The sequence below is a fragment of the Actinomadura craniellae genome, from assembly GCF_003289645.1.
GTDB lineage: Bacteria > Actinomycetota > Actinomycetes > Streptosporangiales > Streptosporangiaceae > Actinomadura_D > Actinomadura_D craniellae.
Genome location: NZ_QLYX01000026.1, coordinates 1 through 12,531, shown reverse-complemented (window position 1 = coordinate 12,531; position 12,531 = coordinate 1). Strand labels below are relative to the sequence as shown.

12 protein-coding genes are annotated in these 12,531 nt (G+C 65.7%); 9 read left to right on the top strand and 3 right to left on the bottom strand.

Annotation, left to right across the window (positions count from 1 at the left end):
* Positions 1-109 precede the first annotated feature (109 nt).
* Positions 110-781, bottom strand: coding sequence for a TetR/AcrR family transcriptional regulator (locus tag DPM19_RS34080; protein WP_111872239.1), 672 nt, complete (start codon positions 779-781; stop codon positions 110-112).
* An 88-nt stretch (positions 782-869) separates the two neighbouring features.
* On the opposite strand from DPM19_RS34080, the gene DPM19_RS34075 reads away from it, so the two are divergent.
* The 9 genes from DPM19_RS34075 to DPM19_RS34035 all read left to right on the top strand — a co-directional run bounded on the left by DPM19_RS34075 (position 870) and on the right by DPM19_RS34035 (position 10,884).
* Positions 870-1,337, top strand: coding sequence for a DUF1772 domain-containing protein (locus DPM19_RS34075; protein ID WP_111872238.1), 468 nt, complete (start codon positions 870-872; stop codon positions 1,335-1,337).
* A gap of 276 nt (positions 1,338-1,613) precedes the next feature.
* Positions 1,614-2,762: a hypothetical protein gene (locus tag DPM19_RS34070; RefSeq protein ID WP_146779097.1), complete on the top strand. Its 1,149-nt coding sequence runs from the start codon at positions 1,614-1,616 to the stop codon at positions 2,760-2,762.
* A 111-nt stretch (positions 2,763-2,873) separates the two neighbouring features.
* Complete coding sequence (locus DPM19_RS34065) at positions 2,874-3,626, top strand: hypothetical protein (protein WP_146779096.1); 753 nt, start codon at positions 2,874-2,876, stop codon at positions 3,624-3,626.
* 197 nt (positions 3,627-3,823) lie between these two features.
* Positions 3,824-4,054, top strand: a complete 231-nt coding sequence (locus DPM19_RS34060) for a hypothetical protein (protein WP_111872235.1) — start codon at positions 3,824-3,826, stop codon at positions 4,052-4,054.
* Positions 4,044-5,078, top strand: coding sequence for a hypothetical protein (locus DPM19_RS34055; RefSeq protein ID WP_111872234.1), 1,035 nt, complete (start codon positions 4,044-4,046; stop codon positions 5,076-5,078). Before DPM19_RS34060 ends, DPM19_RS34055 begins: the two co-directional genes overlap by 11 nt.
* A gap of 498 nt (positions 5,079-5,576) precedes the next feature.
* Positions 5,577-6,248, top strand: a complete 672-nt coding sequence (locus tag DPM19_RS34050) for a class I SAM-dependent DNA methyltransferase (protein WP_407642584.1) — start codon at positions 5,577-5,579, stop codon at positions 6,246-6,248.
* Between the two features lie 129 nt (positions 6,249-6,377).
* Entirely contained in the window at positions 6,378-6,950 is a 573-nt protein-coding gene (locus tag DPM19_RS34045) for an SUKH-4 family immunity protein (protein WP_111872232.1), read from the top strand.
* A gap of 443 nt (positions 6,951-7,393) precedes the next feature.
* Positions 7,394-8,728 (top strand): tyrosine-type recombinase/integrase, encoded by a 1,335-nt coding sequence (locus tag DPM19_RS34040; RefSeq protein WP_111872231.1) that lies wholly within the window; start codon positions 7,394-7,396, stop codon positions 8,726-8,728.
* A gap of 293 nt (positions 8,729-9,021) precedes the next feature.
* Positions 9,022-10,884 (top strand): AAA family ATPase, encoded by a 1,863-nt coding sequence (locus tag DPM19_RS34035; protein WP_111872230.1) that lies wholly within the window; start codon positions 9,022-9,024, stop codon positions 10,882-10,884.
* 500 nt (positions 10,885-11,384) lie between these two features.
* Here the strand turns inward: DPM19_RS34035 and DPM19_RS34025 are convergent, their stop codons facing one another.
* Positions 11,385-12,107, bottom strand: a complete 723-nt coding sequence (locus DPM19_RS34025) for a 5-formyltetrahydrofolate cyclo-ligase (RefSeq protein ID WP_111872228.1) — start codon at positions 12,105-12,107, stop codon at positions 11,385-11,387.
* A gap of 17 nt (positions 12,108-12,124) precedes the next feature.
* Positions 12,125-12,391: a tetratricopeptide repeat protein gene (locus DPM19_RS34020; protein WP_111872227.1), complete on the bottom strand. Its 267-nt coding sequence runs from the start codon at positions 12,389-12,391 to the stop codon at positions 12,125-12,127.
* Positions 12,392-12,531: the final 140 nt, after the last annotated feature.

Sequence of the window (12,531 nt, the reverse complement as noted above, 5' to 3'; positions counted from 1 at the left end):
GTGAGTGGGCCGGCAGCGGGAAGGATCGCCAGGCTGCGGCGCCCTGCCGGTGCTCACGGCCAGACCGCTCGGCCGGACCCCACTGGCGGCCGCGTACCCGGCCGGGTGGTCACCCCGCCGGCGGCACCGGTTCGCCGAGCAGGGCCGCCACGAGCACACCGGTGAGCCAGGTCTCGCACTCGGCTTCGCTCCACCCGCAGACCTCGGTGAGCCTTTCGTAGATCTCGATCGAGGTGAGGACGTAGATCTGCTCGGCGGCCCTGGCGGGGGTCAGCCCGTCCCGCAGGGCTCCGATGGAGTGGAGGTGCTCGGCCGGGCCGCGCGAACCCACCAGCCGCTGCCGTTCGATGTCGGCCAGCAGGTCGCGCAGGGCGGCGTCGGCCGTGGCCGCGGCCGCCGACCGGAGGACGCGGTGCACCGGAGCGGTCCGCCGGAAGATCCCCAGCGCCATGGCCGCGTACCGGGCCAGCTTCCGCGCCGGGTCGGGCTCCTCGATGATCGCCTGCACCTCGGGCCGGGCGCGCTGCGGCACGGGCCGGGCGTCCCCGGCGAGCGTGACGTCGTAGACGAGCTTCGCCAGCCCGGGCTTGCCGCCGGGGCACGCCGTGTACAGGGTCTGGACGGCCACTCCGGCGAGCCGGGCGACGTCGGCCATGGTCGTGTCGGCGTATCCCTGGCGCAGCATGAGGTCCCGGGCCGCTTCGACGATCTTCAGCCGGGTCGCCTCGGCGTTGTCTCGCCGCAGCCGGCTGGAGTAGGGGCGCTTCGTCCGCTCGCTCATCAGGAACCCATGCTGCCAGAATATTGACTAGATACAAGTCTAATGAAATTATTCGGTTCTATCCAATTGACTCTGCAGAGGCGGTCCGATGTCCCTGGCCCTCACCCTGTCCAGGACGGTGGCGTCGCTGCTGCTGGGCCTGTACGCCGGCGGCGTCTTCTTCGTCGTCATCGCCCCCTCCCTGCTCGATCTCCCCGGGCCGGCGTACGCGCGGTACTGGCAGGCGCTCAACCTCGACTACGGGCGCGCCATGCCACCGCTCCTGCTGACCGCCCTGGCGGCGCTCGCCGCCACCGTCTTCCTGTCACGGCACCATGGCGGGCTCGTCCTCGGCCTCGGCGTGACCGCCCTGGTCCTGGTCGTCCTCACCGTGGTCGTCACGCTGGCCTTCATGGAGCCCCTCAACCAGACCGCGAACTCCTGGAACCTCGACCAGTTGCCCGCAGACTGGCGCGACGTCCAGCGGCAGTGGAGCAACTGGCACCTCGTCCGCACGGTGGCCGCCGTGGCCGCGTTCGGCTGCCTGCTCGCCGCCCACGCCCTCGACCGGCGGTAACGGACCGGCGCCTCCACATGGTCTTCCGAACCTGACCATCGCGAACACGCCTGATTTATTCACACAACAGATCGGAAATCCCATGGCCTGCGAGTAGAACTGCACAGAGGGCGAACCGGGCGGTCAGAAGCGCGTCCAATTCCGGGAAGCGTCACGCCCTATCCCCCGAGGTCGCGCATGAGTACACCAGCGGGTTCCACACAGAGATTCCGGGACATCGCGGGGTTCGGTGTCGGAGCCATCCCGTTCGTCATCCTCATCGGTGCCGTCTTCCTCATGGCGACCCTTCCGGTGCTGTTCACAACGATCAACGGCGTCGGCGGGAAGTACGACGGAGCGAGCGCGGTGACCGACTGGTTGAAGTCGGCCTCCGAATGGCTCGCCCAGCACGTGGGCAGTCCCGAGCGCACACCGCAGGACCGGCTCATGATGATGGCCGCGCTGCTGAGCGTGCCGTCACTGGTCGCGGCGGCGCTCGTCCGCTCCATGATCGTTCGTAATGCGCGGCCGGCCGCCCTCACGCTGCTGGCCGGCGGGCTCGGCATCGTCTCGATCCCGGTGATCGGCTGGTTGGCCGGAGCCGGGGCGCTGGCCGTACGGTTCAGCATCTGGCTGGCCGGGGCGATCCGCGCGCTGGTCGAGACGCTCGCCCCGGTGCTCGCCGTAGTGATCGTGGCCGCCGTGGCCGTCGCGCTTCTCCTCGCGCTCATCGCCCTCCTCAAAACGGAAGGCGGCCCGCAGTTGGCCGGGGTCGCGATCGTGGTGGTCGTAGTGGTCGCAGGGATCCTGTGGGCCCTCGGCCTGATCGGTCTCTTCGCATGGCTGGGCGACGTCATCGCGGCCGTAGAACGCTTCCTCGTCCGCTATGTCGCACCGGCCATCGGGTGGATCGTGCAGGTGTTCCTGCTGCTGATGGCGATCCTGATCGCCGTGGGCCTCACCGGCGGTGCCACCGGGCAGATCGGCCGCACCGTCTACCTGCCGATCGTCTCCGCTCCCGCAGCTGGCCGTGACCAGGGCAAGTGCATCGATCTCGCAGCCGGGGTCGGGGTGTCGCTCTCCCTGCTCCTGTGCGCCGCCGTGCTGAACCGGGGTTTCGGCCACTGGATGGCCGACGTCTGGCGGGCGACTCCGCTCGTCGGCAGGTCGCCCGATCCGATCAGTGCCTACGACCTGATCCTGCCCGCCCCCACGGAACGTTTCCTCGCCCCGGCGTTCGAGAACTACTCCCCCACGCTCGGTCTGGGGATCCTCCTGCTCGTGTCGGCCCTCGGCGTGCTCGGCCTGCTGTTCAACGCCCGGACGTGGGAAAACGAGAGCGGGTCGCGCATCCTGTTCCCGGTGATGATCGGGGTGGGAGTGGCCGTCGCCATGGCCCTCCCGCTGCTGCTGATCACGCTCTGGCTCAACTCCCAACAGGAATGACCGGCAAGAACGCCTGACGCGCATCCGGTGGCCTGAACAGGCCGGAGTCTGGGCGAAATCCGAATTTTCTGTGACCATTGGCATCCGTACGACGACGTGCCGAGGACGGGAGTGGCCGTGATTCGATTCGCCGTTGTAGCCGGAGTGATTCTGGGCACCGGGTTGGTGGCGCCGAGCGCTTCCGCGCGGGAAATCCAGGACATCCATGTCAAAGAGAGCAAGGGACGCATCGCGGCGGTCGGGCCGGGTTTCAGGCTCAAGCTGACCAGGCACGGGATCACCACGAGCGTGGTGGACGAGGAGTTCGGCGATCCCGGCACCGGCAACGAGATCGTGCGGCAGGTCATCGATCTGGCCGGGCGCACGTTCCGCCCGTTCGTCTGCAAGAACGGTACGTACACCATCCGGTCGGGCACGTTCAAGCGCGCCTGGCGGTTCTCCCTGCTGGAACGGCGGCCCGCGCCGTATCCGGAGCAGTTCCACGCGGGATTCCCCGGCTTCGTGACACCGTTCCTCGGCGAGTTCGACGCCACCGTGACCGACGAGGCGGGCGAGACGCTGCGCGTACTGATCTCGGACCTGGCCTACGAGGCCCGGACCGGGGACGGCGGGTTCCGGTCCACGGCCCCCATCCACGGGTTCGTGGTGGACCGCAGAGGCAGGATCCGGGACCGCATCTCGCTCTTCGGCCATTTCCGCTCCGGGCCAGCCGGCGCGAACGCCACCTACCGGATCGAAGACCGCGGCACCTGCCACCAGACGGCCGACCTCGGCTGGGGCGTGCCCGGCACCGACCGCGTGGTGGTGACAGGGCCGCTGCTGGTCTTCCCGTTCAACGCCCCCGTCATCACGCCCCAACGGTAGGAGTTCGCCCGCGGGTCCCGCGACGCCCTCTCCCCCAGCCGGGCAGGCACAACGCGCGGAGCACCATCTCCCTTGTCCACGAACCGTGTATGCGCGTCCTCGACGGAGGGGGATCCATACTGCCCGTTTCGTGTGTTTTGCGGTGAACCGCGCCCTGGCCCCGCACGTCTAACGGAGCGATCGACCCAGGAGGAACGATGACGCAGGCGACCGATCACCCGGTCCAGACGGCCGACCAGGCGATTCAGGCGGACACCTACCAGCAGTGGACGGCCTGGGGGCAGCCGGCGAAGCCCGAGAACAGGGGCCGCAAGGCCGCGGCCATCGCGATCCCGGTGGCCGTGCTGGTCTTCCTGATGCTCGCCGCCGCCGCGTTCGTGCTGCTCGCCGCCCCGGCAGGCGCAGCCGCCGGCTGCGGTGGCGGCTGATCCGGCCGGCGCACTGACCGCGCCGACCCACGCCCCTCCGCTGGGCACGTTCCGCACCCTGCGGCGCACCTGGCTGGCGGGCACGATCCTGCTGTCGCTCGGGGCGTTCGCCGCCGCGATCCTGCTGGCGCCGTCCGGGTCCGCCGAACCCGGACGGGCGCTGGCGGCGCTGCTGTTCCTGGGCTCGTCGGTGCACGTGGCCTCCACCGGCTGGTTCTACACGCTGCCGGAGATCCGCGCGCACGCCCTCGCCCACCGCGGCCGGTATGTGGTCGCCCCGCTCGCGCTGATCGCCGGAACCGCGCTCGCCGCCGTCCTGGTCCCCTACGAGCAACTCCAGTGGGCGCTCCTGGCCTACTTCGCCTGGCAGTTCTTCCACTTCCAGAAACAGAACCTCGGCATGGCCGCACTGGCCGGGGTGTCGCAGCGGGCCGGGTCGGTGCTCAAACCGGAACGCCTGGGCATCGTCGTGGCCGGGTGCGGCGGCATCGCCGGGCTGGTCCTGCACCCCGAACTGCTCCAACTCGGGGTGCGGGCGCCACTGCGGTCACTGTTCCCCGCCGCATTCGCGGTGTTCGCGGCCGGAGTGGCGCTCGGCCTGTACGCGCTGGCCAGGCGCCCCACCCGGCCGGCCGGGTTCGTCATCGTCTACCTGATCTCGCTGCTGTTCTTCACCCCGGTGTTCGTCTTCACCTCGCCGTACGCCGCCGTCGCCGGGCTGACCGTCGCACACGGCTTCCAGTACCTGCTCATCATGGGCCTGATCTCGGGCGCACCACGACCCCACCGCAGCGGGCTCACCGGCCTCACCGTCATGCTGACGATCGCCGTCACCGGCGGCGCGGCCCTCAGCTACGCCTCGCACCTGCACGGCTCACCGATGGCCCTGGAACGCGCGCTCTACGGCGCCTACCTCGGCGCGGTCATGGCCCACTTCGTGATCGACGCGGGTCTGTGGCGGCTGCGCGAGGAGTTCCCACGCCGGTTCCTCACCGCGAGCGTCCCCTACCTCCTGCGCCCCTGAACGGCCAGGCACAGCAGGCTCCGCGGTCCTTGAGATCCTTACCGGCCGACGACGCTGCCCTCGCGTCCCCGGAACGACCTGCCAGCGCTGCTCCGTTCACAGGAGCACCGCAGATGCCGGCGGGTACGCTGGAGCCCGCCCGGAGTTCCGCCCCCCCGCGAGCAGCGGTCAACGTGGCCAGCCGGTCGGGTTCGAGAACGACTCGCGTGAGATTCCAGCTTCGCCGACGGGAACCGCGGGCTTTCCGCACCCTCAGTCACCGGCGGATCCTAGCCCGGGCACCTCAGGAACTCGCCGCTGAGAGTCGCTTCGATCTCGGCGCCGGCTTCCCTCTGTCATGGTGTTCGACGTGGCGGGACGAACGACCCCGAATCGCGCGGGGCCTGCAGAAAAGCGCTGGCATGGCGGGATCTGCGGCGGTACGGTCCGGCGGTGAGCGATCCTGACGGCTACTTCGGGGAACGTGTCGCGGCGAGGTACGACCAGTCGTCGGCGGAGATGTTCGAGCCGAACGTCGTGGACCCGGCGGTCGACGTCCTGGCGGAGTTGGCCGGCGAGGGCCGGGCCCTGGAACTGGGTGTGGGCACGGGACGCATCGCGCTGCCTCTGGCACGCCGTGGAGTGACGGTCCACGGCATCGACCTGTCACGGGCGATGGTCGCCCGGCTGCGCGCCGAACCGGACGGCGACGCGATCGGCGTGACGATCGGCGATTTCGCGACCACGCGGGTGGACGGGACATTCTCGGTCGTCTATCTGGTCTTCAACACGATCATGAATTTGACGACCCAGGCGGAACAGGTGGCCTGCTTCCGCAACGCCGCGGCCCACCTGGAACCCGGCGGCTGCTTCGTCGTCGAGACCATGATCCCCGAGCTGCGCCGGCTCCCGCCCGGGCAGGACGTCGTGCCGTTCCGCACAAGCCGCACCCGGTGGGGTTTCGACGTCTACGACGTCGCCGCTCAGGCGATGACCTCGCACCACATCGAGGTGGTCGACGGGCGCGGTGACCACACCTCGATCCCCTTCCGGTACGTGTGGCCGGCGGAACTGGACCTGATGGCCCAGCTCGCGGGGCTGCGACTGCGCGAGCGCTGGAGCGGGTGGGCGCGCCGACCCTTCACCAGCGAGAGCCGCGGTCATGTCTCGCTCTGGGAGAAGCCCGCCTGACGACCTCCAGTACGGTGCCCACCTAGGTTCACCAGGTCCGGTGACGCGCCGGTCGGCGTCCGGGACGCCGTGCCGCCCATCGCCCGGCTGGTCGCCGCGAACCACCGTTCAGCGCGAGGATGCGGATCCATGAGCCCCTTGATCGACCGGACCATGATGGAGTCCGTCTTTCCCGCCGATGAACTGGTCACCTTGGATGACCGCGCGCTCGCCGCGATCGCGCACGAGCCGACCCGGACCTTCCTGCGGGAGGTCGGCCTGCCGGACCAGGTCGGCTGGTTCGAGGCCGACCAGCTCCTTCTCGATGGCGACCTGCGGATCGGCGGCGACGCATGGCAGGCGGTCACGCAGAGGCATCCGAGCTGCCCGTTCGACATGTCGGCCTGGCTGACCCTGGGCGGGATCGCCCTGGACGACGTCATCGTGGACACGACCACAGGGGTGGTGTACTCCATCCCGGAGAACGGTCCTCCGCACCTGCTCAACACAAACGTCGACAGGCTGGCGTACTTCCTCCACGCGTTGGAAGAGGAGAGGCCCGAGTACGACGTCGAGGCCGGCACCGACGAAGGCGCCGACCCTCAGGGCGCCGAGCGGAGGCTGCTGCACCGAATGCGCCAAGTAGACGCCCTCGCCATGGAGCATCCCGAATCGACCTGGTTCTTGGTCCTACGGTACGTGCGCAATCTCCTGCAGGACTAGCGAAGCCGCGCGGACCTCCGTAGCCCCGACATCACAGACACCGACCGGCGTGTCACCAGATCCGGTGAAGGAACCGGTATCCAGCGTTCGAGCGCGTTCAACGCCACCTCTCACGGAATCCTGCCAGGTCCCACCCTCGTCACGGGCGGGACCCTGATCACGTTCAGCCCTAATGGCAAACGATCAAGAGGCTCGATCACCGGAGTGGCGACCGAGCCTCTGAACTGGGACTTCGTGTCGGGGTGGCGGGATTCGAACCCACGGCCTCGTGCACCCAAAGCCCTGATTACGTTCAATACTCTCCGTAGCCAATCGCTTCAATTCGCGTTAAGCTGCAGGTCAGCGGCTTGGGCTGGTGTTGAACAGTTCTTGTGCGTGTCACTGGATCACACAAGATCCAGTGACAAACGAGTGACAAGCGATCAAGCTCTCGGGGGGGTCGGGTGGGCTTCACGCGCAAGCGGATCGGCCGCAACGGCACGGTCCGGTTCCAGGCGCTGTACGACGACGTGAAGGGCGTCCGCCAGTCGGCCGGGACGTACGCCACCGAGAAGGAGGCGAACAAGGCCTGGCAGCGGGCCGAGGCCAAGCTCGCCGAGGGCAGGCTCGGCGACCCGCGCCGCGGCCGGCAGACGTTCAAGACCTACGTCGAGGAGAAGTGGCTTCCCAACCACTCAATGGAGCCCTCGACCCGCGAGAGCTACACCCGACACATCAACCTGCACCTCATGTCGGAGTTCGGGCCGATGAAGATGCGCGACATCCTCCCCGAGTACGTGCGCGAGTGGGTCGTGAAGATGCAGAGGAAGGGCGCCTCGCCCCGCACGATCCAGTACTGCAAGGCTTCGATCCTCAACGCCACCTTCACCACGGCCTTCGACGACCAGGTGATCTTCCTGCACCCCTCAAAGGGCGTGAAGACCCCGACCGTCCCCAGGAAACCCCGCAAGATCATCACAGCCGAGCAGTTCGACAGGCTCTACCGCGCACTGCCCACCGCCGACGCCCAACTGCTGATCGAAATGTCGATCGAGAGCGGCCTGCGCTGGGGCGAGCTGACCGAGCTGCGCGTCAAGGACATCGACCTCGACACCCGCATCCTGACCGTCAGCCGCACCGTGATGGAACTCAGCCGGGACTACCACCCCACCGGCGGACGCTTCCTGGTCAAGGAGTATCCCAAGGACAAGGAGTACCGCCGCCTCAAGCTCAGCACTCAGATCACCGAGAAGCTCCGCACCCACGTCGAGGCCGAACGCCTCGCCGACGGCGACCTCCTCTTCGTCTACCGCAACGACGACGGCCCCAAATCCCGCCCGCGACAACCCGTCGACCCGGACGAACTCGGCCTCACCGAACCCAACGAAGCCGGCCGCCGCTACAAGCACGGCACCATGACCGCCTACAACCTGGCCAAATGCCGCTGCGGCCACTGCAAGAACTCCTACGCCGTCTACCGCGCCAAACGCCGCGCTGACGGCAGGGACAATCCCCGCCCGCCGCGCCTCCGCGACACCGACGGCCACATCCCCCGCGACTGGTTCCGCCGCCAGATCTGGGACCCCGCCCGCACCGTGGCTGACCTCGGCTTCAAGCCCCGCGTCCACGACCTCCGCCACGCCCACGCCTCCTGGTTACTGGCTGGCGGCGCCGACCTCCAGGTCGTCAAAGAACGCCTCGGCCACAGCACCATCGCCACCACCGAGAAGTACCTCCACACCCTCCCTGACGCCGACGAAACCGCCCTCAAAGCCTTGTCCAAGATCCGTCGAGGTTGACCAACGAGCCCCATAGAGAGCACCGCTCAAGCACCACGGCGTCACGTACACGTCGGCTGACGAGGGCGTATCACCCGAGGCCTCGCTAGATGACCTTGAAATTCAGTCTCAGTCTGATGTTGGCGCAGCACCATCTACCGGAAGTACTGGATGAGCAGGTACACAGGGCTTCGTTGTTATAGGATGCTGCGCAAGTTATTTCTGGGGCTTCTGCAGCGCACAGGACGCGAGTGACGACACCGGGGCTTCTCCTCGCGACAGCCTCTACTCTCAGAACGGAGTGGCTAGATACCGTGCACCTCAAGAACTACACGGTCATGGGATTCCGCTCTCTGCAGAATGTGAGAGACATACCTGTCGGAAGTCCCACCATCCTCGCAGGGCATAATGACGGCGGAAAGAGTGCAGCTCTGTCTGCACTACAGTTCCTGGTAGCTGACTACAAACTCTCTGAAGTTGACCGGACTTACGAGTCCCCCGCTGAAGGCTCTAAAGAGCAGTCTCAACCAAGGCGGTGCGAGCTTACAGCGGTCGAAGGTATTTTCACGCTAGACCCGTGGGAGCAGTCGCATTTCGGCTTGCCAGAAACCGTACTCATCCGCCGACAAGCAGGCGAAGAACTAATCGGGCGACTTGAATACTGGGCGCGACTGCCCGACGACGAACGACTGCAAGACCTGAGCCGCTTCTTGGTGCCCGAGCTTAAGACGATCGTCAAAGAACTGGGAGTCTCAACCGCTTCCTCAAAACGCGCCGACCTTGAAGCCGCCCTGCGCACTTATGGAATTGAGCATTCCAGCAGCATGGGCTGGGTTCAGATTCCAAGTGAACTTGAAAAGCGAATGCCACGCGTTCTTCCCTTCGACGGCAAAGCAGCGAAGCCAGACCAAGCCGTCAAAGTTGCACTTAAGGAACGCTTCGAATCCCATGTTGATGACAACCAAATCAGCGGACAACTACAGGAACTGGAAAGCGAAGTAAAAGAGCGCCTTCGGATCGATGCAAAATCATTGTGCGATCACATCCACGCCCGCTGCCCAGATCTAACCGAAGTTTTTGTTGAGCCTGACGTAGCCTTCGACTATGGCTTTCGAGGCGCCCCGCTCAAAATTGCCCGTAATTCAGGCGAGGCGGTAGGACTGGACCGTTCAGGCCTCGGCAGCAACCGGCGAATCTCTCTCGCAATCTGGGAGTGGATGAGCGAGTTGCTGGAGCAGGAAAGCAGAACCGCACCCGAGACCACCGATGACAATGCGACCAACGAAGGGCCGCCGCCGCTTCAGACCATCATCCTGTACGACGAGCCGGACACTCACCTCGACTACAAGCACCAGCGCACGATCATGCAACTGATCCGTGATCAAGCAGCACTCCCTAACGTAAACGTCGTTGTCGCCACACATTCGATGAACCTGATCGATGGTGTCGACATCTCTGATGTTGTACACCTCAAGCTAGAAAATGGCCGCACAACGATCGAACGCTTGGGCTCAGACACTCATCACTCCATCGACCTGCACCTCAAGCAAATCGCCGCTTCTCTCGGACTTCGCAATTCCGTTCTACTCCACGAACGATGCTTCCTAGCAGTTGAGGGAGATACTGAGCAGCAAGCCATTCCAATCCTCTTCCGCCTTTCTGAGGGCATGTCGTTGCAGGCAGCAGGAATCGCGCTGTGGGCCTGCTTCAACAATGAGGGTGCACTGCACTTGGCCAGCTACCTCGTGAAGCACGGCCGCTCTGTCATGCTTATGGTCGACGCCGATAGTCGCACTGCCGCCAAAGGACTGTTCAAGGTTGACCGCCTCATCAGATTCTTCGGAAGCAGGGAGGCGGTGAACAAGATGGTGAAGTTTGTTGGCGAGCCACAACAGTTTAACGAGCTTGAAGAACTCTTCAGCAATGAACTCTGGGCCAAGATCGCCAACGAAATCTGGCCCAAGAGCGACCCGTGGCTCCCCTCGGACTTTGCCGAGCTGCGGAACAGCAGGAAGTTCAGCACCAGTGTTCAGTTGACGCTTCGCGACAAGAGTGATGTTGGCCCAGGTGGCAAGCCGGAGATGATGTACCAGTTGGCTTGTGCGCTAAAGCGTCCCGAAGACGTTCCTACGCAGTTGCGGGAAGTATTCGCCGAGCTACGGCAAGCGGCTGAGTAAACGAAGATGCCAGGTTACCGGTTCCTCGCTTAGCACGCCGACGACGTTCCAGCATTCGCTTCTTACGCTGCTCAACAGTCGGCTCTTCCCACTGGTGCCATCCTACCGGCGGCTTCCAGCGCTGCAGATGTTCATAGGCTTCGATACCGCACCACCGGCATCCATTCGGCGGGGATAGATCCTGGTCGGCTTCGTGATCGTTCTTAGCCATGACCTCTCCTCCTTCACCATGATTCTTACCCAGCCCACCGACAAAATTCCTCACTACAAGCTCCTGAGGCGCAGAAGCAAAGATCGTTTCTATCGATCCTCGCCCCGGGCTTGAGCATGCTCGGTGACGGGCATCAGCACTGCTCACGTTCTGGCCAGCTTCCCACCTCACCCTGGCCGTATCACCTATCCCTGGTCCAGCTCAGGTGTGGCGGTCGTCCGAGGGGTTGCCGCTCGATCCCCCACCGGAGACAGGTAGGACCAGCGCAGAGGAGAACGATCAAGCAAGATCACCGGCTGTGAGGACGCCGGGAGCTCAGCACTGGGATGTTCGTGATCTTTTCCTCGTTCAGCTGGTCCCAAACCAGCCCACTCGGACGTGGGTGGCGGTCACAAGCGATGATCTCGTTGGGCGTGACGATGAAGTCGACGCGAAAGTCGTGCCTAGCCTCGGGCAAAAGTTCGTCGACCACTTGAAGCGGGTGGACAGTCGTAACGATGACTGTCTTCGGATCGATCAAGCCAGACTCCTGGGCTAGCGCGAATTCGATGTCGGAGTAGCCGGCGCCCTTGCCGAGACGGACGCCGTACCGGTTGACAGCTACCGTGCCGCAGATGACGAGGCCGATCGGACGCATCCGGTCGAGACCGACCTTGGGAACCAGAGTCTCGGCGACCTTGCTTCTGGCCGCCTCGATGCCAGGCGCGGTCAGAGCAGCCGGGTTGAGCTCGTAGAAAGGCTTCTCGTCGGCCAGTCGAGGGACGGCCATGTAGACGAGCTTGCCCTCGTCGAGCGCCCGGGCGCGGACCGGGAGCTGGGCCCGGTCAGGGTTGGACTTGACGACCCGGGCCGACTGCCAGGCCGGCAGGGTGGTGAGCAGTTCGGCGGCCTGCTCGGACCCAACAAAGTCGGGGATGTGGCCGTGGACGCCGAGCTCGTGGACCACCTTCTCCCGTTCCAGGAGAGCCCACATCCGTTCCCGCGCTTCCTGCTTGGCCTGGTCGACGTCCATGCCTGATTCGTATGCTGCTATGCGGCCGACATCAAGCCGAGCAGCCGGTCGTTGATCTCCTGGACGGTCCGTTCGCGTTGCCAGGGGCGGAGTTCGCGGCCAGCGGCGAAGGCCAGGTTGAGCCCTCCCCCACCTCGGGTGGCTTCCAAAACGTCGATGGCTTCGTGCAAACTTCCCACTGCTTCATCGAGTTTGCGCTGCCGGATGTAGGCGAGGCCGAGGTTGGCGAGCACGATCGCGTCGGACTTCTTCCTCTCCCGCGTGATGCCCTCGAAGCGGGTCACGGCGCGGGCTAGTTGTACTGCTCATGGACGTTGGTGACGGCGACACGGGCCGGATGTTGTTGAAATAGGGAGGACCTCCCAGGTGTGGTGTGGAGCTACCACACAGCCACTCCGCACCCGTAGGAGGTCCTCGTGCCCCA

What these genes read in the sequence shown, in the direction of transcription:
- DPM19_RS34045 (WP_111872232.1), top strand. Translation starts at nt 6,378, where the DNA reads ATGAGCCCCTTGATCGACCGGACCATGATGGAGTCCGTCTTTCCCGCC.
- DPM19_RS34060 (WP_111872235.1), top strand. Translation starts at nt 3,824, where the DNA reads ATGACGCAGGCGACCGATCACCCGGTCCAGACGGCCGACCAGGCGATT.
- DPM19_RS34075 (WP_111872238.1), top strand. Translation starts at nt 870, where the DNA reads ATGTCCCTGGCCCTCACCCTGTCCAGGACGGTGGCGTCGCTGCTGCTG.
- DPM19_RS34080 (WP_111872239.1), bottom strand. Translation starts at nt 781, where the DNA reads ATGAGCGAGCGGACGAAGCGCCCCTACTCCAGCCGGCTGCGGCGAGAC.
- DPM19_RS34025 (WP_111872228.1), bottom strand. Translation starts at nt 12,107, where the DNA reads ATGGACGTCGACCAGGCCAAGCAGGAAGCGCGGGAACGGATGTGGGCT.
- DPM19_RS34070 (WP_146779097.1), top strand. Translation starts at nt 1,614, where the DNA reads ATGGCGACCCTTCCGGTGCTGTTCACAACGATCAACGGCGTCGGCGGG.
- DPM19_RS34050 (WP_407642584.1), top strand. Translation starts at nt 5,577, where the DNA reads ATGTTCGAGCCGAACGTCGTGGACCCGGCGGTCGACGTCCTGGCGGAG.